The 23,549-nt window shown below is 63.7% G+C and carries 20 protein-coding genes; 9 read left to right on the top strand and 11 right to left on the bottom strand.

The window, feature by feature from the left end; genetic code table 11:
* Positions 1–112: 112 nt before the first annotated feature.
* Genes AC58EF_RS16265 through AC58EF_RS16255 form a run of 3 tightly spaced genes read right to left on the bottom strand, consistent with a single transcriptional unit; the run spans position 113 to position 3,536 of the window.
* Complete coding sequence (locus tag AC58EF_RS16265; protein ID WP_497277412.1) at positions 113–1,363, bottom strand: DUF3526 domain-containing protein; 1,251 nt, start codon at positions 1,361–1,363, stop codon at positions 113–115.
* Positions 1,360–2,802 (bottom strand): ABC transporter permease, encoded by a 1,443-nt coding sequence (locus AC58EF_RS16260; RefSeq protein ID WP_497277411.1) that lies wholly within the window; start codon positions 2,800–2,802, stop codon positions 1,360–1,362. Before AC58EF_RS16260 ends, AC58EF_RS16265 begins: the two co-directional genes overlap by 4 nt.
* Positions 2,799–3,536, bottom strand: a complete 738-nt coding sequence (locus AC58EF_RS16255; RefSeq protein WP_497277410.1) for an ABC transporter ATP-binding protein — start codon at positions 3,534–3,536, stop codon at positions 2,799–2,801. Before AC58EF_RS16255 ends, AC58EF_RS16260 begins: the two co-directional genes overlap by 4 nt.
* Positions 3,537–3,693: 157 nt before the next feature.
* Between AC58EF_RS16255 and AC58EF_RS16250 the strand changes: the two genes are divergently transcribed.
* From AC58EF_RS16250 to AC58EF_RS16230, 5 genes are all read left to right on the top strand, one after another.
* Entirely contained in the window at positions 3,694–5,781 is a 2,088-nt protein-coding gene (locus AC58EF_RS16250; RefSeq protein WP_497277409.1) for a TonB-dependent siderophore receptor, read from the top strand.
* Positions 5,778–6,179 carry a hypothetical protein gene (locus tag AC58EF_RS16245; RefSeq protein ID WP_497277408.1) on the top strand — a complete coding sequence of 134 codons (402 nt, stop codon included), beginning with the start codon at positions 5,778–5,780 and terminating at the stop codon, positions 6,177–6,179. Before AC58EF_RS16250 ends, AC58EF_RS16245 begins: the two co-directional genes overlap by 4 nt.
* Positions 6,176–7,696 (top strand): TonB-dependent receptor, encoded by a 1,521-nt coding sequence (locus AC58EF_RS16240; protein WP_497277407.1) that lies wholly within the window; start codon positions 6,176–6,178, stop codon positions 7,694–7,696. The genes AC58EF_RS16245 and AC58EF_RS16240 overlap by 4 nt, the downstream gene beginning before the upstream one ends.
* Positions 7,697–7,797: 101 nt before the next feature.
* A complete protein-coding gene (locus AC58EF_RS16235; protein WP_497277406.1) occupies positions 7,798–8,661 on the top strand; it encodes a DNA methyltransferase in 864 nt (287 codons plus the stop codon).
* Positions 8,594–9,607 (top strand): type IIL restriction-modification enzyme MmeI, encoded by a 1,014-nt coding sequence (locus tag AC58EF_RS16230; protein ID WP_497277405.1) that lies wholly within the window; start codon positions 8,594–8,596, stop codon positions 9,605–9,607. Before AC58EF_RS16235 ends, AC58EF_RS16230 begins: the two co-directional genes overlap by 68 nt.
* A gap of 65 nt (positions 9,608–9,672) precedes the next feature.
* Here the strand turns inward: AC58EF_RS16230 and AC58EF_RS16225 are convergent, their stop codons facing one another.
* Both AC58EF_RS16225 and AC58EF_RS16220 read right to left on the bottom strand, forming a co-directional pair.
* Entirely contained in the window at positions 9,673–10,641 is a 969-nt protein-coding gene (locus AC58EF_RS16225; RefSeq protein WP_497277404.1) for a recombinase family protein, read from the bottom strand.
* A 99-nt stretch (positions 10,642–10,740) separates the two neighbouring features.
* On the bottom strand, positions 10,741–11,097 hold the full coding sequence (locus tag AC58EF_RS16220) for a recombinase family protein (RefSeq protein ID WP_497277431.1): 357 nt from the start codon (positions 11,095–11,097) through the stop codon (positions 10,741–10,743).
* A gap of 324 nt (positions 11,098–11,421) precedes the next feature.
* Here AC58EF_RS16220 and AC58EF_RS16215 point away from each other — a divergent pair, with 324 nt between their 5' ends.
* From AC58EF_RS16215 to AC58EF_RS16205, 3 genes are all read left to right on the top strand, one after another.
* Positions 11,422–12,063 carry a DUF433 domain-containing protein gene (locus AC58EF_RS16215; RefSeq protein WP_497277403.1) on the top strand — a complete coding sequence of 214 codons (642 nt, stop codon included), beginning with the start codon at positions 11,422–11,424 and terminating at the stop codon, positions 12,061–12,063.
* A 5-nt stretch (positions 12,064–12,068) separates the two neighbouring features.
* A complete protein-coding gene (locus AC58EF_RS16210) occupies positions 12,069–12,437 on the top strand; it encodes a DUF5615 family PIN-like protein (protein WP_497277402.1) in 369 nt (122 codons plus the stop codon).
* Between the two features lie 192 nt (positions 12,438–12,629).
* Positions 12,630–12,959, top strand: a complete 330-nt coding sequence (locus AC58EF_RS16205) for a hypothetical protein (protein ID WP_497277401.1) — start codon at positions 12,630–12,632, stop codon at positions 12,957–12,959.
* A 528-nt stretch (positions 12,960–13,487) separates the two neighbouring features.
* Here AC58EF_RS16205 and AC58EF_RS16200 read toward each other — a convergent pair.
* Both AC58EF_RS16200 and AC58EF_RS16195 read right to left on the bottom strand, forming a co-directional pair.
* The gene (locus AC58EF_RS16200) at positions 13,488–13,769 is read right to left on the bottom strand and encodes a type IV toxin-antitoxin system AbiEi family antitoxin domain-containing protein (protein ID WP_497277430.1); all 282 of its coding nucleotides are present in this window, start codon (positions 13,767–13,769) and stop codon (positions 13,488–13,490) included.
* Positions 13,770–14,113: 344 nt separating this feature from the next.
* Positions 14,114–14,533: an acyl-CoA thioesterase gene (locus AC58EF_RS16195; protein WP_497277400.1), complete on the bottom strand. Its 420-nt coding sequence runs from the start codon at positions 14,531–14,533 to the stop codon at positions 14,114–14,116.
* Between the two features lie 205 nt (positions 14,534–14,738).
* On the opposite strand from AC58EF_RS16195, the gene AC58EF_RS16190 reads away from it, so the two are divergent.
* Positions 14,739–14,891 (top strand): hypothetical protein, encoded by a 153-nt coding sequence (locus tag AC58EF_RS16190; protein WP_497277399.1) that lies wholly within the window; start codon positions 14,739–14,741, stop codon positions 14,889–14,891.
* A 126-nt stretch (positions 14,892–15,017) separates the two neighbouring features.
* On the opposite strand, the gene AC58EF_RS16185 is transcribed toward AC58EF_RS16190, so the two are convergent.
* The 4 genes from AC58EF_RS16185 to AC58EF_RS16170 form a co-directional block, all read right to left on the bottom strand.
* Positions 15,018–15,671, bottom strand: a complete 654-nt coding sequence (locus AC58EF_RS16185) for an outer membrane protein (protein WP_497277398.1) — start codon at positions 15,669–15,671, stop codon at positions 15,018–15,020.
* A 175-nt stretch (positions 15,672–15,846) separates the two neighbouring features.
* Positions 15,847–17,241, bottom strand: coding sequence for an L-serine ammonia-lyase (locus AC58EF_RS16180; protein ID WP_497277397.1), 1,395 nt, complete (start codon positions 17,239–17,241; stop codon positions 15,847–15,849).
* Between the two features lie 2 nt (positions 17,242–17,243).
* A complete protein-coding gene (locus AC58EF_RS16175) occupies positions 17,244–21,443 on the bottom strand; it encodes a translocation/assembly module TamB domain-containing protein (protein WP_497277396.1) in 4,200 nt (1,399 codons plus the stop codon).
* Positions 21,443–23,515 (bottom strand): autotransporter assembly complex protein TamA, encoded by a 2,073-nt coding sequence (locus AC58EF_RS16170; protein WP_497277395.1) that lies wholly within the window; start codon positions 23,513–23,515, stop codon positions 21,443–21,445. The genes AC58EF_RS16175 and AC58EF_RS16170 overlap by 1 nt, the downstream gene beginning before the upstream one ends.
* Positions 23,516–23,549 lie beyond the last annotated feature (34 nt).

Below are 23,549 nucleotides of genomic sequence, written 5' to 3'. Positions count from 1 at the left end.
TCCTCCAATCCACAACACAATATCCACGGCCAGCGTCAGACCCTGGATGACGATGCAGACTTCAACCGCGTCATGCATTTGGCTATGTTCAAACCCCTCAACTCCAGCGCCATCAACCTTCGAATTTCGGCGCCTTGTCGAAGTCGGCTTTTCCGAAGGGTTTGTCGGTGAACAGATAGCCGTAGTAGAAATTGCGAAGACGCTTGTGAAAAGCGCGGATACGGTCCTGATAAGCCAACTGAGCCTGCATGTCCGTATCCGCGAGGCGCGCGAGCACGGACTGAACCCCGACCGAAGGCAGCAGCCAGCCAATGGCATGAGCCGCCGCGTCGCGCGCCTCTATGGCGTTGCGATAGTCCGCGACCTTGCTCGCGACGCTCTCGTCACCCACCTGATGAAAGGCGAGATACCATTTATAATGGAAGGCGGCTGTCAGGGGTGGGCTGTCCTTCCATTCGGGATGGTTGGCGTAAAAGGCGCGCATCGTATCCTCGCGCGGAATGTCCCAGGCGCGATTCACCGCCTCCCGCTGGGCCAGGCTTATTTCGACGCCCTGACCGACCGGGATCACCCGGTTGATCGCGACATGGGCAATGGTCGGCAGGATCAGCGTCAGCACCAGCCACAGCCCCGCCAGCGTCGCGGCATTGGCGACCGAACTCCAGCGCATCCGCCCGATCAGCAGCGTGACGCCGACCCAGAAAGCAAGGTAAAGAGCGACCAGCCCCAGCACGGCCAGTAGCTGAGCGACGGGCACATGCGACAGGATCGCGCCGATCGACAGCGGCAGGCCAAGTGCCAGGAACAATAGGCCGCCGCGCAAGCCCACGCGACGTGCCCACAGATGCCGCCCCGATCCCGCCAGGACGTCCAGCATCCGCAATCGGCCGGCTTCCCGTTCGCCCGACACCAGGTCATGAAACAGCGCGATCACGAACAGCGGCGTCAGATAGACGAGGACGAAGGAGAAATCGAAGCGGCCGGGCAGGGCCAGCTCGGGATTGAAGGCTTCGCCGTCATAGAGCTGCGCTTCCAGCCCCAGCGCGCGGACCCGCAGGATATAGGGCGCGACATCGCGCATGCCGAGCGCCGCGAAGGCGAGAGGCGCGGGCGTGTCCCAGGTCGCATGGAAGCTGTAATAGGCTGCGCTCCCCGCATCTTTCTCCTTGTCCACCCATTGGGCGATGCTGGCGATATCCTGCGCCTGCTTGGGCTGGATACGCGCGATGACGTCACGCTGGCGGTCTATCTCCGCCATGCCCGCGACTACAGCGGCGCAGGATAGAAGAGCGACGAGCAGCAGCGCCAGCGCCGCCATGCGCGACCGCAGCAGCAAGCGCAGTTCGTGGGCGATCAGGATCATGAACGGGCTTTCTGAATATGACGGGCGACGGGCAGCAGGGCCAGCGCGGCGAGGATGAGCCAGCCAAGCAGGAGGCCAAGGCCCGGCAGGCTGGCCTTCACCAGATCGGCGGCGCTGGCAGCCTTGAAACGGAATGGCGGGATTTCGTGCCAATGTCCGGCAGAGATACGCTTGCGCTGGTCAGCGCCCGCGTCGCTCGCGGTGTCATTGGCGTAGCTGACGGCATCGGCCTGAAGCCGGTTCAGCCGCTGCACCATATCGAAACGATAGGCTTCCGCCTGTGTGAGGAAACGGCGATGGCCTTCCAGATCGGTGCCAGCCGCCGCCATGGATAATTGCCGCAGCGAAATGGCCGGGCTGACGATGCCAAAGCCGTCGGTCAGTCGGCTCTGCGCTCGCTGGATCCCGAAACTGCGATCGGCATAGTCGTCAAACAGCCGGGACGTCAGCTTCTCACCCTCCACTGCCAACAGCCCCTTATAGTTGACCGGCAGATCCTCGACACGGGTCACGCCATATTGGCGCAGCGTCTTTTCCTTGAACGCGGTGAAGAAGGGGTCGTCGGGATTATGGCTGTCGCCCAGCTTGTGAAGGTCATCCGCGATGGCGATATCGGTCTCCAGCCGCGTGGGCAGCGCGTGCGCCTGCGACGCCACGTCCGGCGCGACCCGTGGCACCAGAATCACCAGCACCGCCCAAAGCGCCAGCAGGGCCAGCAGCGCATCGCGCCCGCGCCTGACCAGCGCGGAAACAAGGATGGTGATGATCGCCCAGAGCGCCAGATAGGCAGCATAGCCAAGCGCGATCACCAGCATGGGCCCGGCCAGCGCGCCGGGCTGTCCTGCGATCAGCAGGAAGGCGATCATGGCGGGCAACCCGACCAAAGCCGCGACCAGGGCCAGCGCGAGCAGTTTGCCCAGGATCAATGCGCGGGCGGACACACCCTGCGCCAGCATCTGGCGCAACGTGCCGCGCTCGCGTTCGCGCGCGACCGCGCCATAGCCCAGGAAGATCAGCAGCAGCGGCGCAATGACCTGCAACACGAAGGCCGGCGTCAACTGGCCGAAGCGAACCAGCAGCGAGGATTGGCGGACATCACCGAAATTGGCGCTGTTCTGGCGATGACCTTCCAGGAACATGCTGTTGCCGGTGAAGGCGTCCACGCCCGGATCGAAGGCGGCGAGCGGCCCCAGCGGACGGAAGATGAAATTGCCATAATGGACCATCCGGTGCGGGTGGCGATCAGGCTGGGCCTCGAACGCTTCGCTGGCCTGCGCCTGAAAGCGGGCGCGGGTTTCGGCGATGGAGCGCTGATGCGACCAGCTGATGAGCGCCGCCGCCAGCGTCAGCAGAACCAGCAGCGCAAAGGCGACAACAGCGACCCGGTTGCGCCGCATCAGTCGCAGTTCATCGCGCGCGATCAGGCTGATGGCGCTCATGCGGCGGCGACCTCCCGCGCGAATTTCCTGTGCAGTTCGCGCACATCGAACCGCTCTTCGCCCTGCGCCGATGCTTCATCGACGATGCGGCCGGATTCCAGGAAGCCGATGCGGTCGGCAATATCGGCGGCCGACAACAGGTCATGCGTCACCATCAGCACCGCCGCGCCCTTGCGCGCGACATCATGGACCAGCTTGTTGAAATCGGCCGTAGCGCGCGGGTCTAGGCCGGAAGACGGCTCGTCCAGCAGCAGCACCGGCACTTCGCGCAGCAGGGCGATGGCGATCGCCACCTTCTGCCGCATCCCCTTGGAAAAGCCGACAAGCCGCTTGTCCCAGGCTGCGGCCTGCAATCCCGTCGCCTCGAACGCGCCGTCAATCGACTCGGGTGCAGGGTGACGGCCGGCCAGTGCCAGCAGGTAAGCCGCATTTTCCCGCGCCGTCAGATGCTCGTAAAGGGCGACATTCTCCGGCACATAGGCAATCTGCTCTCGCGCCTTGTCCGGCGCCGCCGCCGGATCATGGCCTGCGACCAGCACGGTTCCGCTGTCGGGCCGTGCAAAGCCCAGTAACGTAGACATGGTCGTCGATTTGCCTGCGCCATTGCCGCCCAGCAGCGCATAAATTTCACCGGCATCGACCTGCAGGCTAAGGCTGCGCAGCACAGGATGGCTGCCGTAGGACAGGTTGACGTCGGACAATAGGATGCGCTGGCCGTTTGCGGTCAGGGACATGAATGATGCTCCTTGGCTGTTGCCCTAGAGCATTTCGGCAATGCAGCAATCTGTCAATGGAACGTTATAACATTTTCAGTTGCGCGCGCCGGGCCATCCCATTAGAGGGCCGGGCGACCAATGATACGGTGTATCATTGTTCTGAACAGGGGCCATCATGAATATCTTTTCTCTGCGGTTCGCGTTGCTCGCGTCCGCTATCTCTGCCATCGCGCCGTCCGCGCTGGCGCAGCGAGCCGTGCCGGGCGATAGCGAGAACGACATTCTTGTCACCGGTTCGCGCGAGGCGAGCGCCAGCATCAATGGCCTAGTCGTCGACCCTCTGTTGCTGCCGCAGAATGTGCGCATCCTTGGCAGTAGCCTGATCGAAGAGACAGGGTTCACCGATCTGTCCCAATTGTTTGATCTCGCTGGCGGCATGGCCCGGCAGAACAGCTTTGGCGGCGCTTGGGACGCCTATGCCATTCGCGGCTTTTCCGGCGACATCAACCAGGGCCCGGACCTGCTGCTCAACCGCTTCAACGCCAATCGCGGCTTCAACGCGCGGCGCGACGTCGCCACGGTTGAAAGCTTCCAGGTGCTCAAGGGACCCGCCTCCGCCCTGTCGGGCAAGGGCGAGCCTGGCGGCTCGATCAACATCGTCACGAAAGCGCCGCTCGACCATTTCCATGCCTCGACCGAATTGTCCTATGCCAGTTACGACACGGTCCGGGCCAGCGCCGATTTCGGCGGCCCCGCGTCCGGGACGATCGCGGCGCGGATGATCGCCGTCTATCAGCAGGGCGACAGTTTCCGGGACTTTAACAAGAGCGACCGCCTGCTATTGGCCCCCTCGGTCGCCTGGCAGCCGAGCGAGAGCGTGCGCTTCCTCTATCAGCTTGAATATAATCTGGTGCATTTCACCCATGACCGTGGGCTTGCCGCGGTCAATGGCGATGGCAAGGCGCTGCCGCGCAGCCGCTTCCTGGGCGAACCCAATGACGGCCAGATGCTCCAGCGGACGGGGCAGCATCAGGGTAGCGTGACGATCGACCTTGCAGACGGCGTGGCGCTGGAGGCGGGTGTTCAGTATCGCGATGGCGTTATGCAGGGCCAATCGACGCACAACAGCGCGCTGGTCGGCACGCGCCTGCGGCGGCAGTTGCGCATTCATGATTATGACTGGCAGGATCTGTCAGGTCGGGTCGAACTGAGCGCGAACCGCACGCTGGGTGGCATCGGACACCAGATCCGGATCGGCGCCGACGCCTATAGTTATGACCAGCGCCGCGTCTTCTACCGCTTCAGCCCGACGGCGGCCAATCCCTATGACATCGACATCTTCAATCCGGTCTACGGCCAGCCCAAGCCGGTTGCGACGCTTAACCAGGACCTGCTGGAGCAGCAGCGCGGCGAGAGCCTCTATGCGCAGGATCTCCTGACCCTCGACGATCGATTCAGCCTGCTGCTGGGTGTCCGGCACGACTGGATTCGCCAGCGCGTCACCAATTACCGCAGCGGCACGTTCGACCGGCAAAGCCCGTCCGTCACCTCGCCGCGTGCCGCGTTCACCTTCGCCCCCAGCCAGTCGCTGTCCGCCTATGTCAGTTGGGGGCGATCCTTCCGCTTCAACCAGGGCGTCGACGCCAATTCGGACCCTTACGCCCCGGAACGCGGGGAGGCGCTGGAGGGCGGCGTCAAATATGCGCTGCTCGACAAGCGGCTGACCGGCACCCTGTCGGCATTTCGCATCACCAAGAAGAACGTGCTTGTGAGCGACGGCACCAGCAGCGGCTTTTCCATCGCGGCTGGCGAGGCGCGTAGCAAAGGCTTCGAGTTCGACCTGAACTATGCGCTGGATGAGCGGTTTAACCTCACGGCCGTCTATGCCTATACCGATGCCGAGGTGACCAGGGACACGCGGCCCGCGCTGTTGGGATCGGGGCTGAGCAACGTGCCGCGTCATTCCGGCGCCATTCATGGCCACTGGCAGTCCGATGCCGCCAACCCCGGATCGATCGGTCTGGGCGCGGGTCTCACCTATGTCGGCGAACGGCCCGGCGATGACGTGAACAGCGGCTTCCGTTTGCCCGACTACGTCACCGCGCGCCTGAACCTGTCCTACCAGCTCAACAAACATGTCGCCCTGCATCTGGACGCGGAAAATCTGTTCAACGCCTATTATCTGGAAAGCAGCTACAGCAATGTCTGGATCACGCCCGGCACGCCGCGCACCGTCCGGGGAAGACTGGTGCTGTCGCTGTGATCGGAAAATGGAGTGCCCCTCTCGCCCTTTCGGCGCTCCTGTTAAGCCAGCCCGCCACCGCCCAGCGTACCGATGAAAATGCCGTGCGTGAGGCGGAGGATGGCTTCGGGAAAAGCGTCGGCAGCGATTCCGTCGGCATCTACGCCAGCGGCAACGTCCGGGGTTTTTCTGCCAGCGACGCCGGCAACAACCGGGTCGAGGGCCTCTATTTCGACAAGGCGGGCCAGATCAGCAATGTGATCGTACGCGGCTCCACGATCAGGTCGGCCTCACATCCTTCGGCTATCCCTTCCCGGCGCCGACGGGCATTGTCGACGCCGACCTCCGGCGGGTCGGCGAAAAGCCGGTCGTCAGCGTCCAGCTCAACAGTGGCGACTATCTGGGCACCGATCTGGTGATCGACGCCGCTATGCCGGTGACGGAGCAGCTCGACATCAATCTCGATCTTGGCCTGTACGACGATGAATATGTCAGCGGCGCCAGCGCCTGGTTCGTCAGCTATGGTGGCGTGCTGCGCTATCGGCCGGTGAAGGGGATGGAGGCGACCGCCTTCGTCGCTGGCTATCGCTATGGGGATGAGGAGCAGGCACCAGTCATCTATACCGCAAACGGCGCGCCGCCGCCGCGTATCAAGCACCGCCGCTATTTCGGTCAAGACTGGGCCGACTGGGCGGGCGACAATCGCAATGTCGGTGGCACGATCAAGGCTAACCTTGGCCGGTGGCAAATCGCCATGGGCCTGTTCGACAGCCGCTTCACCAAAGACGATTATGCGTCCGCCTATTATTCCGGCGTCAACGCGCAGGGCCTGGGCGGTTCGACGCTGCTGGTCGGGCGGGACCAGAGCAATATGTCGACATCGGGTGAAGCCCGGCTGAGCCGCACTCTGGGCAGTGGCGCGCTGGTGCACCGCCTACTGTTCTCCGCAAGGGGACGAAGGGCGGAAGCGCGCTATGGCGGCTTCGACACGATCGATTTGGGAGAGGCGATGATCGGCCTCCCCGACCCTCAGGAACAGCCCGGCTTCGCATTTGGCGAACGGACCCGTGATCGGGTGCGGCAAATGAATTATTCGGCCGGCTATGAGGCGCGCTGGCGTGGTGTCAGCGAATTCAACCTGGGCCTTACCCGGGCCGATTATCGCAAGACCGTCGCGCAGCCCGGTCTTCCCGCCGACCTTGTGCATGATCGCCCATGGCTCTGGAACGCGGCGATCGCCATCACGCCGACCGCAACGACCACATTCTATGGCGCGATGACGCGCGGGCTGGAGGAAAGCGGCGTGGCGCCCGCCAACGCCGTCAACCGCAACCTCGCTTTGCCTGCACTGCGCACGCGGCAAAAGGAAATCGGCCTGCGCCAGCAACTGCCCGGCGGCATGAAGCTGGTCGCGGCGATCTTTGACCTGAGCAAGCCCTATTTCGACATCGACAGCCGTGACGGCTATTATCGCGCACTGGGAGACGTGAAGCATCGCGGTCTGGAAGCCTCTCTTGCCGGTCAACCCATCGCCGGCATGAACATGGTGATCGGCGCAGTCTATCTGCGCCCCCGCGTGACGGGGCAGGCCGTCGATGAGGGGCGCCTGGGCAGCAAGCCTATCGGCCGCACCAACCTCACCATCGACGCCAACCTCGACTATCGCCTGCCCCACATCCCAGCGCTGTCGTTTGACATACACATGCTCTACGAGGGCAAGAAGGTCGCCAACGCCGCGAACAGCGCGACATTGCCCGCGCAGGCGGTCATCGACCTTGGCGCACGGTATCGCACCCGCCTAGGTGGAATTCCGACGCTGGTGCGGCTTCAGGCCAAAAATGTGACGGATGTCTTTGGCTGGAAGGTGTCGGGCGGCGGGGGGTATACCCTCTTGCCAGGGCGAAGACTGGCCGTAGTCCTTACCATGGACATCTAGCCGGCTATGACAGACCTGCTCTTCCAGGGCGTTCGCGATCCGCGCCGTGGGGAGCGGAATTCTGCCAGTCGCTCAAAATCTCTCTCAAATGCCAGCCGTCATTGCGCTCACGCCGATCCCGACGGTCCGGCTGGCCGCGTGCAGACTTCATCATCGGCAATCCGCCCTTCATCGGCGGCAAGGATGTGCGCGAGCGGTTGGGCGACGGCTATTTCGAAGCTCTGTTCGCCACGACCGACGTGCCGGAGAGCGCCGATTTCGTGATGCATTGGTGGGACCGCGCTGCCTTTGCGGTCCGGAGCGGCGCAACGCGGCGCTTCGGCTTCGTCACTACCAATTCAATCACCCAGGTGCTCAGCCGCCGCGTCATTGCAAAGCATCTGGACGCCAAGGACCGGCTGAGCCTGATCTTTGCGATCCCTAATCACCCTTGGGTGGACGAAAAGGACGGCGCGGCCGTCCGCATCGCGATGACGGTCGCCGCGCCGGGCAAGCTGGCCGGCCAGCACTGGACGGTCGTCGATGAACGCGGCGCGCCCGATCACATCACTTTTACCGAGCGTGCTGGCCAGATCAGCAGCGATCTGCGGATCGGGGCGGACGTGACGGCGGCGGTGGCGCTCAAGGCAAACCACGACCTCTGTTCACCGGGGGTAAAACTGCATGGCGATGGCTTCATCCTGACGGCCGCAGAAGTTGAAAAAATTTCACCTAATTCTTTGAAAATACTTAATTATACCCCTGAATCTGCGCTATATAATAGCCAGCAGCCATTCGATCCGCAGCGGAACGTCGGACGAGACGCAGGTCGTCTTCGCCTATCGCAATGGCCGCGATCTCGCCGCACGGCCACGCGGCGCGCTCGTTATCGACCTGTTCGGCCTATCCGAGACACAAGTGCGGGAATATCATCCCGCTATCTACCAGCACCTTCTCGCGACGGTAAAACCACACCGCGATCATAACAATCGCGCCAGCTATCGCAACAATTGGTGGCTGTTCGGCGAGCAACGCTCGGAACTGCGCAAAGCGCTGAGCGGCCTTACCCGCTATATCGTGACTATCGAAACAGCGAAGCACCGCGTCTTCCAGTTTCTGCCGATGTCAATCGTGCCCGACAATATGCTGGTCTGTATTGCTTCGGACGATGCCTTCCACCTCGGCGTGTTGTCGAGCCGTTTCCACGTGCCCTGGGCGACGGCATCGGGCGGGCGGATGGGAATGGGCGATGATCCCCGCTACAGCAAATCCCGCTGTTTCGACCCTTTCCCCTTCCCTGCCGACGTATCAGAACCGCTCAAGCATCATCTCCGTACCGAAGCCGAAGCACTCGACACCCTGCGCAAACGCGTACTCGCCGAGCAAGACGACCTCACACTCACCAAGCTCTACAACGTGCTTGAGGCGCTGCGGTCCGGTCGTGCGCTCACTGCACCCGAGCGTGACCTGCACGATCGCGGACTCGTCACCCTGCTGCGCGAGCGACACGACACAATCGATGCGCTGGTCGCCGAGGCCTATGGTTGGCCCGTCGATCTGGCAGACGAGGAGATCCTGCTCCGCCTGGTCGCGCTCAACGCGGCGCGTGCAGCGGAAGAGACGCGAGGTCTCATCCGCTGGTTGCGACCGTCCTTCCAGGCGCCTGATTATCACGCACCTATCGCGGAGAGGCTCGATCTGGGCGAGACGCCAGTTGCCTTGCCCGACAATGTTATCCCCTGGCCCGGTTCGCTGCCCGAGCAGGTTAGCGCGGTGCAGTCGCTATTGGCCGCCGCCGCCACACCACTCACACCGCAGGATATCGCCCGATCGTTCCGGGGCAAACGAGCCGCGTCAGTGCGGCCGGTGCTGGAGGCGCTCGCCGGAATCGGCATGGCACGACGGTTGGGCAATGGCCGCTACGCCGCATAGCGATCGCAGGGTCAAACGATTGAACCGCTGACCCATATCGCCAAATTTGCCGGCGGCTGCAGGCATCAGGCCGCCAGCCGCAGCGTTTCGGAAAGGGAATGGCAACCCTCATCAGGCTCGGATCTCGTGAAATTGTCATCCGCCCCCGCCATGCGCACCCGTTCCATCGCATTATATCGAGCGATGAGCAGGCGAACGTCCGGTGTCGCTCGGAGAAACAAATCCGAAAGCAGCGGCCCGATCGATGCTGTGCCCTCCCGGGCCGCCAGATGCCCCGCTAAGATATCGAAAGGCGGATTGAAGGCACCCGTCAGTTCACCATTCGCCCACGAACACCGCTGAAAAACCAGGCCCAGCATCTGCCGCTTCATTTCGTCGGAAAGACCGGACAGCCGCAGGTGCAAGCTCCGTCCCACATTCAACAGGGCCAAGCCGGCATCGAGCAACGCTCCTGACATGCCGGCCATTACGCTCGGATCGCGCAAGGCAGCCACATTGGTCCCAGCCTCGTTATTTTCCGGACAACCCAGTTCTACCGCGTTGCGGATCTCCTCGAACTGATCCCTCCCGCATCGAAACTTTCTGAGCAGGCCCAGGAAATGCTCCTCGAGCGCCTCCTGCCGGACGAAACGCTCCGGACACCGCCCGCGAAACCCGGAGCAGCGATAATAGATATATTTGCCCTTCTGAATCTGGGCGACGAGCGCGCAACCGCAATGCCCGCACTTGATGAGGCCGGAAAACGGGAAGAAACGCGGCTTGGCGCGGGTGTTAGCGCTGCTCCGCTCGTCAAGCGTCTGCTGGACCGCGTCCCAGATGTCGATGGACACAAGGGGTTCGTGCACCCCGGCATAAAGCTCGCCTCGCCATTCAAAAGTGCCCGCGTAGAGCCGATTGCGCAGAATACCATGAACAGTGCTGACGCCGACAGGTCGGCCGCTTCGGCGATACCGCATTCCGGCGTTCCGGGCCATCACCGTCACTTCATTCAAGGAATAGAGGCCCGTTGCGTACCAGTCGAACAGGCGTGTCACTATCGGCCCTGGCTCTGGATCAACGGCGATGACATTCCTCCCCAGCCCGTCTTTGACGTTGCGATAGCCGATCGGCGCGCAACTCGGCCAATGGCCCTGCTACGCCTTCTCGATCATCCCTTTGCGCGTTTCCTCGGAGAGATTGTCGATATAGGCCTTGGCCATCAGCACCTTGATGCCATGGACGAACTTCTCCGACGATCGGCAGCCATCAGACATCACGACATTCTCTTTGACGAAATGGACCTCGACGCCGAGGTCATCGATCGTCGCCCAGTCCTTCAGGTTGCGGTAAAGCCGGTCGGTCTTCTCGACGAGGATGACCCGGACTTGCGGATGCCGGCGCAGGTAGCGCAACATGTTGCCGAATGCGGCCCTACCGCTCTTCCGGGCCGTTTCCACGTCGACATGGCTCGATACGACGGCGATGCCGTTCAATGTCGCATAATCTTCCAGCAGCTTGACCTAAGCGGGGATCGAATAGCCTTCACGCTGCTGCTCCGGCGTGGAGACCCGAGCATACAGGACCGCCTCGCGGACCTTGAGATGATCAATGTTTTTACGATGTTTATAACGGCTAACTGCACTTCTCGGCCTTGCCAACCCATTGCTCCTGTTGAGATTCGTTCCGTCAAAAGGGTGCCTCTGAAGCAACAGTGGTTAATACGAGGCCGAAACGATTCTAAAAAACTTATCCCCTCACCTCTGGGCCTGCCTAGAGAAGACCTTCTTTACGTCCGGAATGAAATCGGTTATATCTTCTCCTGAAGGAGATAATTTATGAATGCGCTAACGCGAGCATTCACCCCTGCTGAGGCAGCTGTCGTCGGCGGACTGGAACTCAAGGCTGTCAACAATGCTATCGACAAACGCATTGTCGAGGTGCCGGTCCGCGCATCCAAGCGGCGCGAACTGACTGCGGAGAATGTACTGCAGCTCAAGCTGTGGCACGAGATCGGCCCGATCCTGTCGCAGGAGCGCCGCCAGCGTCTTTTCGGCCTGATCCGCGAAAACCCTGCGGCTCGCACCATCAGGGCAGACAATCTGGTGATTGTCGACGTCGCAGAGGCACGCAAGCAAATCAACCAGCGCACGAAGGATCTTGCCGAAGCCGAAGCCATGGTCGTCAAATCCCGTGATGTCATGGGTGCTGAGCCGGTATTCAAAGGCACGCGCATTCCAGTCCGACTGGTCGTCACCATGCGGGCGCAGGGCGCAGATGATGGTGAGATTCTGTCGGGCTACCCCAAGCTGACTGCGCGCCAGCTCGAGTTGGCCGAGATCTGGGCTGCGGCCCATCCGCGCCGTGGCCGGCCAAAGTCGCTTGCCGATCGAGGACTCAAAGCAAAGTCCTCGCGCCGGGCCAAGCTCGGTAGCGATCCGTTGGCGAAACCCAGCGAGACGTCGCTTCCGCGCGTATGAGATTCTTGATCGACGAGTGCCTGCACACTTCGCTGGTCGAGGTGGCGCAGGCACGCAACCATGAGGCTTGGCACGTAAACTGGCTCGGCCTGTCCGGCACGACGGACTGGGACTTGATGCCGCGCATCATTGCCGATGACTGCACCTTCGTGACCAACAATGCGGCCGACTTCCGCCGTCTATATGCACGTGAAGAAGTTCACGCCGGGCTGATCATCGTCGTGCCACAAGTGCCACCGGCAGAACAGCGCGCACTGTTCGACGCGCTGCTGTCCGGGTTTGAAGCGGACGAAGAGCTCCTGAACGAGGTGATCGAGATCACGATCGATGGCGAGGACATTCTCTTCACCCGCTACGATCTCGCACAGCCTTGAGGCGACGCTCCTGGGGTGCCGCGCTGTAGCGGCCCACGCACAACCTTGATCCTATGGACGTCCATGAAAGGATCGCTCTATGCTTCCGACATATGGTACTTCACACGCAGGACGACTTGGCAGCGCTTAAAGCCGCTTCCGAAAAAACCGCTGGTTTCCGTGGGGACATGTCCACACGGGTCGGTGGCATGCTTGAGCGGATATACGTCGCAAAAAACGCTGGGCATTAGCCCCGTAGAAGTCTCAGCGTTGCACAACCGTCGGCAGATTTTGGGAGTACCCTATGGAGCGGAAACTCGCTATCCGGCCGCGCAATTCGTCAATGGGCGACCGCTACATGGCTTGGATGACATTCTCGACGCCTTCGATGACATGAACCCATGGGAGCAGCTTATGCTCCTAGCTACGCCGCTCGAGGGCTTTAGCGAACATCCTGAGACAATCTTACAGATGCTGGCAAAAGAGCAAGATTCCAACTGCCTGCAGCAGCTGACCGGACTGGCCTTGAGCTGGGCAACCTAAACCCAAAGGTGAGGCAAGCGGCCTTCCTGTCCGGGAAAGTAGGGCACAACTCGGCTATTTCTTCGCCGTCCAGAGCGGATCTCCCGTGATCATACATCCCGTCTTTTCGATATAATGAAGCAATGTCATCCGGCCACGTTCGCCGCGGTTCTGCCCGTATGAAAGAATCATGATGCGTCCCAAGAGCTTTCTGCTCAGCGGCAGAATAGCGAGAATCTATGCACCCTCGTGGCATCGAGGCCGTCGTACGATGTGGCTTGGGGAAGGCCTCGTCGTCCTCGCCGAACGTCTCCCGCGAAGTCCCTTCCGTCACTCATTCGGCGCCACCCGAACCCGTTGGCACCGCATTCGGCACACATGCGCGTAATGCAGCGCAAAAAGGCGGAAATCGGCACATTCGGCACTTTAGTGCCCTACCCCTTGCGCAGCGAATCACCTTGCTGCATCACGATGCTGGACAAAGAAAAGACTGGATGTGCTACAGGCCAATCTGGGTTCTGAACTGCCGCCTACGTGCCCAACGGATGGTTAGGTTGCTTCCCGGTAGCGGCCATGGCCGACCTTCAGGAGCAACCCTTCATCGCACATGCGGGAGAGATAGCAGCGAGGGATACCAACGTCCGTGAGATCTTTGGTTCTCACTTCACCCCGCTCTCGTACAAGGAGGACGGCGCGTTCCCTCAAGGATAGTTTCGGAGAAACTGCTGATTTAGCACGTTCCTTACGATCGCGGTCACGCTTGCGAACCCCATGCGTGGGCTCCCGTGGAAATGGTAGAGGTGCATCTGTGGCGAACTCATGGGACAACACTGCCGGCTTGAGCAAGGAATTTCTTGCCAACGCACGGTATCGTGATATAGTTTTTCTTGCTTCCTCGGATGCGAATATTAAAATTTTTTTAGACGTATCCTGAAATGGGAACCAATGTCTTACAAAATGAGACGATCGCCGAAATCATGATGCGATTTCACCGCCGTTTCTACGATCTGCGCTGATTGAAGCGCTACTTTTCCCTCAATAGGAGCAGCGCACCGAAATGCGTGAGGCGCTACTGGACAGCCGGCAAACGGACAAGCGTCAGTCGAACCCCCGACAATCGCTGGCGGGATGAAGCTGAACTAATCGACGAGTACTGCTGAGCGGCAATTTGCCGGTCAGGCGCGTTCGTTGCCTTCATCCCCGACGAAGAAACGTTCGATCACATCCCGCGCCAACCGCGCGGGGCGCAGCGTGCTGGCGTCGACGCAGCACCAGCTCGACTTGACCTCCGCCAGCACTTCCTCGCCCCGACGGATCACAGTCTCGTAAAAGGCCCGCGCGCCCTGCACCTTTTCCAGCAGGACGGTGGCGATCACTTCATCGTTCAGGAAGGTAGGCTTGCGATAGGTGATTTCATGCTTGAGCGCGACCCAGAGATGCTGGCCAACCGCTTCGGCCGGCGCCAGGGCGCGCCAATGGTCCAGCACCGCATTCTGCACCCATTTCAGATAGCTGGCATTGTTGACATGACCCATGAAGTCGATGTCGTCCGGCTCGATGCCGATAGGGAAGCGGTGGGGAATCGCGTTACTCACATGGATGTAAATAACATCCCTGCATCCTGCCTGATAGGGGTTTAATGCGCCCTTCCGACGCCAACGCTCGATCGCCAAGGTCATGGAACGGCGGCCCGTTATCTTGTTGATGACAAATCTATTGCAGTGCAACGTAAATCATTGACACGCGATCGCAAATAATCATCATATCGCAGATGCAACAATCCATGGAGTCGGCGTGGACATGAGCAAGGAAATCGCAGCCCAGATTGCCGCACATCTTACACAGGCCTGGGCAATTCGTTCCGGTGTGAAGAAACCCGATCCAACCAAGCCCATCGAGGATCAGGTATTGACGATCTACAAGCGTTTTCTTGACGCAGTGCAAAAAATCTAACCGTAGAAACAAGAAGGTGCCGGAAGATGCGACCGTCGTTTGATGCGGCGCAGCGTGTTCGGCCATGGGCGATGCTGCTATAGGACAGGGGCCGATCCCGCGATCGGCCCCTTCCCCCGTTCTGCGTCAGAAGCGCCAGCCGACGCTGCCGACAATCTGGTGGCGATCCGTGTCGATGCCGAATTCGCTGCTGGTCGACCCATCGGCGAAGTTGATATGGGCATCGTCATATTTTGAATAGCGATATTCGACCTTGGCGAAGCTGTTGGCCGTGATCGCGCGCTCCACGCCCGCGCCGACGCGCCAGCCGTCCAGCTTGAAGGCGGTATCGGTGCTTTCGTCGGTGTCGCCGGCCAGCACGTTGAGCTTGGTGTTGGTGTAGCCACCCTTCACATAGACCAGAGTGGCGGGATCGGCGAGGATGCCGGCGCGCGCGCCGACATAGAGGTCGCGGCCCTGCTTGACCCGGCCGAAACCGAACTGGTCGGTGAAGTCGCGGCGGTTACTCTTCGCGGTGGAGTCGGTCCATTCGCCCTCGACGCCAACGACCGCGCTGCCCAGATTCACGTCATAGCCCGCGCCGACGCCATAGAGCAGGCCGTCGATCGACTGGTCGTCGCTGCCATTGTCATTGTCGACGCTGCTGCCCGCGCCGGTGTGGTCATAGCCAAGGATGCCCTCGATCCGGGGACCGGTAAAGGTCGGGGCGGCATCCTGCGCCAGCGCAGGGGCGGCGACCGTGGCGCCGGCCAGGAGGGTTGCGACCAGGAACTTACGCATAACTGATACTCCGTTCGTCATTCTCCCCCCTCAGGGGGTGAGCGCTCAAGCCGGAGCAACGTCGTTTGTTTCATGAATGGGAGATAAACGACTGATTATGTTGTATTAATGCCACGAAAAAGACTCGGTTCATCGCGACGGCGTGCCGATGCGGCGGTGAACCGAGAGATATTTTTCAGCACTCCACCACGTTGACGGCCAGCCCGCCGAGCGAGGTTTCCTTGTAGCGGCTGGCCATGTCCTCGCCGGTCTGGCGCATGGTTTCGATCACCGCGTCGAGGCTGACGATATGCCGGCCGTCGCCCTGAAGCGCGAGATAGGCGGCGTTGATCGCCTTCACCGCGCCCATGGTGTTGCGCTCGATGCAGGGGATCTGGACGAGGCCGCCGATCGGATCGCAGGTGAGGCCCAGATTATGTTCCATGCCGATCTCGGCGGCATTTTCGACTTGGCTGTTGGTGCCGCCCAGCACCGCCGCCAGCCCCGCCGCCGCCATGGAGCAGGCCACCCCCACTTCGCCCTGACAGCCCATTTCGGCGGCGGAGATGGAGGCGCGCTTCTTGTAGAGGAAACCGATCGCGGCGGCGGTGAGGAGGAAACGCCGCTCGCCGTCGCGGTCGGCGCCGGGCACGAAGCGGCGATAATAATGCAGCACCGCCGGGATCACGCCCGCCGCCCCATTGGTGGGCGCGGTGACGACCCGGCCGCCCGCCGCATTCTCCTCATTCACCGCCAGCGCGAACAGGCTGACCCATTCGAATATCTGCGCCGGTCCCAATGCGTCCTGTTGCAGCCGCAGCCGCTGGTGAATGGCCCGGGCGCGGCGGCGGACCTTGAGGCCGCCGGGCAGCAGCCCTTCCTGCATCAGCCCCCGGTCGATCGAGGCGGACATGGCGTCGATCACGCTGTCGAGGAAGGCGTCCGTTTCCTCTTGCGCGCGCCAGGCGCCCTCGTTGCGCAGCACCAGGGTCGCGATGGAGAGGCCGCTCGTCTCGCCCTGCGCCAGCATCTCCGCGCCGGAGGAGAAGGGATAGGGCTGGACGACATTATGGCCAAGCGGCGTGTCGTCGCTGACCGGGACGACGCCGGGCAGCACCGCGCCGCCGCCGATCGAATAATAATCGCGCACCAAAGGGGCTTCGCTGTCGTCGAACCAGGCGGAAAAGCGCATACCGTTGCTGTGCGCTTCCAGAAATTCACCCATGCGGAAGAGAAGGTCGCGCTCCTCCGCGAAGGGCACCCAGCGGTCGATCGCGCTGCCCGCCTGGATGCGGCCGTCGCTGCGGATCGCGGCGAGGAGGACGGGAATCGCATCGGGATCGACGTTTTCGGGACGATGGCCCGACAGGCCGAGCAGGACCGCAACGTCAGTGGCGTGACCCTTGCCGGTCAGGGCCAGCGATCCGAACAATTCGCATTGCACCCGCGACGGGATGGCCGGCAGCGTGTCCATGAACATCAAAGCGGCGCGCATCGGCCCGACGGTATGCGAACTGGACGGGCCGATGCCGATGGTGAACAGGTCCATCACGCTGATTGCGGTGCCGGCATCGATGCGGCTCTTGGTCACTATCAATAATCCTTGGATATGCGGACGTTGGCGCTCTGGCGCCCAAGGGTGGAGATGGCGCCCAGCAGGGACAGCCAGCGCGTGACCTGATATTCCATCCGGGTGGCGCTATAGCCCTGCCCGTCGGTAATCAGTTCGACATAGGTCTTGCGGGTCAGATATTTGCCCGCCGCGATCGAGGTGCCCTGCCCCTGGGTCGGGTCGGCGGCGATGATGCGCAGGCGGTCGAGGCCCGCCGCCTTGCGCACCGCATTGATCGGGTCCAGCCCGCCATCGCCCTGGAGCGATCCGACCGCCGAGGCGAGTTGGAGCGCTTCGGGCGCGGACAGGTTGGTGATCGAGGTGCCGAACAGGATGCGCGAGAGCAGTTCGTCCTGCGGCAGCGCGGGCGTGCTGGTGAATGTGATGTCGGGCTTCAGGCCGGTGCCGCCGACATGGATGGTGGCGCTAAGGTCGCTGACATCCGCCTCCGCGCTGATGTCGAGCGTCGGATTGACCGGAGTCCGGCCGTCGAACTGGATATGGCCTTCGCGCAGTTCGAAGCGACGGCCAGCAAACTCGTATCCGCCGCGCACCAGTTCGGCGCGCCCCGCGATCGCCGGGCTGGTGACAGTCCCGCCGATGTCGAGGTCCGCGCGCCATTCGCTGTCGAGGCCGAGGCCCGTGACGGTCAGGCGGTTGCGCGCGCGCGCCTTGACCGCCAGCGCCCAGGGCACGGTGGCGCGCGGCTGCTCGATCTCCTCGCCGCGCCGGTTAATCTCGATCACGCGCAGTTCGGGGATCTGGGCCACGGCGGCGGCGCGGCCCATGGTGAAGCGGCTTCTGTTCAGCACCAGGTCGCCGCCGATCGTGCCGCCCGATCCGTCAGAACGCAGGGTGATCGGCCCGGTCACGGTCGCGGCGATATCGTCGCGCTCCAGCAGCGCGGCATTGTCCGCCTGCAAGGCCAGGTCCATGCCCACGCCGGCAATGCCGTTGAAAGTGAAGCGGCCGGCACCCGTCACCGCCCCCCCATTTTGCGCGGTGGCGGTGAAGCTGGAGATGACGAGCTGCGCGCCGGAGAAGCGCCCTTGCGCCTTGACGCCACGCAGGCGCATACCGGTGACGGGGCTGTTGATGGTGGCGTTGTCGGTCGCAAGCTGCCCGGTGATGCGCGGATCGCCCAGCGTGCCGCGCATATCGGCCGACACGCTGACCGGGCCGCCTATGTCGACGATCTCCACCCCGAACAGCCGCCACAGCGTATCGGCCGTGCCGCCATAGCGCAGCTGCGCGAACAGCGGCGCGGCGTTGAGCCGCTGGACAAGGCCGCCCTCCCGCCCGAGCGGCGTCAGCAGCGCCTGGGCGCGACCGATCGTCTTGCCGTCGGCGACGAAGACCATGCGGGTCGCCAGCCGATCGGGCGTCAGCACCCCGTTAAGGCCGACATCGACCGGGCGCGAACTCAGCGACAAGCCGGACCGCGACAGGCCGCGAATGCGCAGTTCCGCCTTGCCGCTGGGCAGGCCGCCGCGCGGCTGGGCATAGCTGAGCGACCCGGTCGCCATGCCGCCCAGCCCCAGATTGTCATAGGCGATGTCGAGCAGCGAGAGCGGCAGTCTCTCCATCCGGGCCTCGACATGGGTCGACGCGCTGCCCAGTTCGCCCGCCAGTTGCAGCGATCCCCCGGCATAGCTGACCGTGGTCGGCGACAGGCGCCAGCCATCCTCCGTCCGGGTCAGCACCGCCGCGCGGCTGAGGCGGATGGCGCGCTTGTCGACGGTGCCGCTGGCCGACAGGCGGATGCGGTCGGGGTCGACCTGCGCTTCGCCCTGAAGGTCGAACAGACGGCCGCGCTGGCCCGACAGGCTGCCGCGAACCTTGCCCTTGCCGTCGACCAGTTCCGCATTGGCGGCGAAGCGGCCGAGCAATATGCCGCCGACCCGCAGGCCCCGCGCCTGCGCCGTTCCGGTGATGCTGGTGCCGTCGGGATCGAGCAGGATCGTGCCGTCGAGCGTGCCGCGCCGCACCGTGATGACGGTCGGTCCTTCGAAACTGGCGTCACTGGCGTTTAGCTTCAATTGCACCTGCTGGACATCGTTCACCGGCTTGAAATTGATATAGCCGGTGACGGGGCCGGTCACGCCCAGCTGGCCGTCCAGCCCGCCATCGACCGGACGGATATCGCCGCTGGCGGTGACGCCCGACACGGCGAGGTTGGCGACGCGCACCACCGCCTGCCCGCCGGGCGGCAGCAGGATCACGCCGCGCCCGGTGAAGGGGCCGAGCGTCGACCCGCCATTGGCGGTATAGCTATAGCCATTGGCGTCGGGGATCAGCTTCGCCCGCACGTCGCGCAGGCCGAGCGCATCCATCGGCCGCGCCAGCAGCAGGTCGACGGTCGGCCGTTCGATCCGGCCGTCCAGCGTCAGGGTGACGGGGCCATAGCGGCCATGGCGGCCGCTGCCCTCCAGATGCAGCGTCCCGTCGCGGTGACGCAGCCCCTGCCCCGCGAGGGTCAGCAGCGGCGAATCGAGGTGCAGGTCGGTGAGACGCAATTGCCCGTCCGGCAACAGTTCCAGCCTGCTGCGCGCCGTCGGCAGGCCGCCGCCCAGCGTCCGCAGGAAATCATTGTCCAGCCGCCGCACCCGCGCCGACGCATTGCCGCTGAGGCCGAAACCGCCGTCACGGCGCGGCGTGGCGCGCAGCTTCGATGCCACATCGACTACCCCAAAGCCACGGATGAACAGGTTGCTGAGCTGGCCGTCGAGGCCGAAATCATAGCGGCCGGTCTTCAGGTCCGCGATCATCACCAGCTTGCCGCGCAGCTTGTCCGAGCGGAACTGCATCGGGTTGCTGACGATCTGCTGCCCCTTCAATTGCAGCACGCCGTCGAGCTGGAAGTTGCGGAGGATGCCTTCGACCAGTTCGCCCTGCCCGTCCAGCCGACGTGCGCGCAGCCTGAGCGGAATTTGCGCCGTGCTGCCGCCCGCGTGCCGCCCCTTGCCCTCGGCGCGCACGTCATGGATCGCCGTCTTGTCGAAGGCCAGTTCGCGCGCGGTCAGCAGATATTCATAGCCGGGCGCGCTGAACGGGCCGTCGAGCCGGATCTTCGCGGCGATATCGCGCCCCCGCATATTCTTGAGCAGGGCCTGGGGCCGGGCGAGTTTCAGGTTGATCAGCAGATTGTCGAGCGCATTGTTGCGCAGGTCGATCGCGCCATCCGCGTCAAGATCGAAGGCGGCGGACCGGAGCGCCAGCTTGCCGTCGATCACCCGGTCGACCATCGTGCCGCTGGCCCTTACCGCCAGACGCGGATCGGCCATGCGGCGCAGCAGGCCATTGCCCGTGATCGCCGTCCCCTCGATCGTGCCGCGCCCCGAATAGGCGCCGCTGCGCGCGGCCAGCACGACGTCGGCGGCCGGCGCGCCGTCCAGCGTCGCGGCGAGGCGGCCGTCCCAGCGGCGCCAGCTGCCCTTGCCGCCGATGCGGAGATTGGCGTCCTGCTTCAAACCTGCCATCGCCGCCAGCACGCCGGTCCTGGGCGCGTTGACGATCACGTCCAGCTTGAAGCGGTCGTCATCGGGCCGGCTGTCGAGCGCAATGGTGAGCGCGTCGCTGCCGTCCAGCGTTCGCGCCGACAGGTCGATGATCGCCCGTCCGCCGCGAATATCGGCATCGCCCGCCATGGTCGCGGTCTGGATGCGGCCGTTGACCGCTTCCGCAATCATCAGGCGCCCGACCGAAAATTGCATCAGGCGAATGTCGAAACCGGGCAGGATCGGCCCGCGCCGCTGGGTCGGGTTGAGTTTGGGCAGCTTGTGCAGGGTCGCCTGCGGAATGACGAGCCGGTCGATATCCAGCCGGTTGGACAGCCAGGCGAAGGGCCACCAGTCCAGCTCGACCCGCGGGGCATTCAGGAACGGTCCCTTGGGATCGGACAGGGTGAGGTCGCGCAGCACCGCCTTGCGATAGATGCTGCCTTCGATCGCGCCGACATGGATGCGCAGCCCCGACGCCGACTTGATGGTCGCGACGCGGCTGGCGAGGAAACGATGGCCGCCCGCCGTATCGAGCCAGACCAGCGCACCGATGACGATCAGCAGCGCCATCCCCAGCAGCCCCGCGATCCAGCGCTGCCAACGCCCGTCCCAGGCGCGGCGGTGCCGGGCGGGCGGCGGCGGTGGCGGCACGAGGGCCGCGGGGGGCGTTTCCTCCACCATCAGAAGGCCTGCCCCAGCGAGACATAGACGGCGACCTTGGGGTCGCCCGGCTGCGGGTTGAGCGGCGTGCCCACATCGACGCGGATCGGCCCGAAATTGCTGTAATAGCGCACGCCCATGCCCGCGCCGATGCGCAGGTCGCGGAAGCGCGGCAGGAAGCTGGTCGAGATATTGCCCGCGTCGACGAAGGGCACGACGCCGAAATTGCCGAAGCGAATGCGGCTTTCGAGCGAAAATTCGGCGAGGCTCTTGCCGCCGACCGGATCGTCATCCTCGCCATAGCGCGGCCCGATCGCCTGATAGCCATAGCCGCGCACCGACGCGCCGCCGCCCGCATAGAAACGGCGGGACGGCGCGATCTGATCGACGGTCGATCCGAAGATGGTGCCGAAGCGGGCGCGGGCGGCGACCACCACCCGGTCGCTCATCGGCTGGTAGACGCTGCCGTCCACCTGCGTGCGGACATAGCCGAAGGTCTTGTTCTGGAAGGAGAGTTCGGGGCTGACACGCGCGCCCAGGCGGAAGCCCCTGCTGGGGTTGAGCAGGTCGTCGCTGCCGTCATAGGTCAGGCTGACCGGCACCGCCGCGATCAGGAAGGTGCGGCGCGACCCGCCCGAGAAGGCGTCGGCTTCGTCCGACGCGATCAGTTCGCCGCCGAAGCGCCAGACCCATTTCTTCTGGAACAATATGTTGCTCTGCCGCTCGATCGCGCCCGACAGGTTGATGGTGCGCGCATCATAGGCATCGCGCCTGATATTACTGATCGACAGCAGGCCGGTCAGCACATTGTCGCGCCGTTTGAAATTGTTGCGGCGATAGGTGAAGGATGCGGTCTGCTCCTGCGTGCCGATCACGCCTCGCAGCGTCACCGCGCCTTCGGGCGGGAAGAGGTTGCGATGTTGCCAGCTCACTTCCGCGCGATAGCCTTCGCCCGTGCCATAGCCCAGTTCGCCCGCGACGGTGCGCAGCGGTGCCGGGCGCATGTCGACGTCCAGGTCGACATGCTCGCCATCGCCCGCATCCTTCGGTGTCAGCGTGACGGAGGAGACGAGGCCGGTGGCGACGATCGCCCGGCGCAGATCCTCGACATCCGACGCCATATAGGTGTCGCCCGGATCGAAGCGCGCGATTTCCTGCACATGATGGGCGCTGAACAATTGCTCGTCATCCATGCGGATCGCGCCGAAGCGACGGAAGCCGCCGGGTGTGACGATGATGTCGAGATCGCCCTTGCGCTCCTCATGGTCGATCCGCACTTCCGGCTCATCGACCTTGGCGAAGGGAAAGCCGCTTTCGGATAGGGCCGTGGTCAGGCTGTCGCGCCCGACGAGGATGGCGTCGGCATCGACCGGATCGTCGACCTTGGGCGGGAAGGCCGCGCGCAGCTTCGCTTCCCGCTCGCCCGTCTCAGCAAGGCCGGTGACGTCGACCGACGACAGCAGATAGCGCGCGCCGGGCGTGATTTCGAAACGGACGGCCAGCCGGTCGCTGCCGGCCGGCGGCGGCGCGACGCTGCCCCGGACGCGCGCGGCATAATAGCCCTTGGCCCGCAGCAGCCGGTCGATCAGATCGCTGTCTTCCTTGATGCGACGGTTGATCTGGGCAAGGTTGGCGGCCTTGTCCTGCCCCAGGCGCAGCGCCGACAATTCGTCGAAGCGCTGCGTGAACTGCGCGTCGGCGATCGTTTCGATGCCGTTCAGCACGACCGTGTAGCGGCGCTCCTCCCCGGCATCGGTGAAGGTGGCGACATCCTCCACCGGCTCGGGCAAGGCCGGCAGCGTCTCGGCGGGCGGTTCGGCGCCGGCGGCGGCATTGGGCTCGACCGGCTCGGCCGGCAGCGGATCGACGCTGTCGGGTTGCTCCATGTCGGGCCAGTCCACGCCGATGTCGGGCATGGCGTCGAGCGGCGCGTTCACGTCAGGCGCGGTTTCCGGGGGGGCGGCTGGGGGCGAGGACGCCTGCTGCGCCTGCGCCGTGCAGGGGGCGAGCAATAGCAACGGCGCTAGATAGAGCCGGGCGGTATGCGGGCGTCGGCCAGAAGTGCGGCGTCGGGTCCGCAAACCATGGGTCATGGCGACGGGTCTAGACCAACTTCGCCCGCCATGG

The organism is Sphingobium sp. WR1, assembly GCF_059693745.1.
The sequence above is the reverse complement of the archived record's forward strand: the minus strand, read 5'-3'. Positions and strand labels throughout refer to the sequence as shown.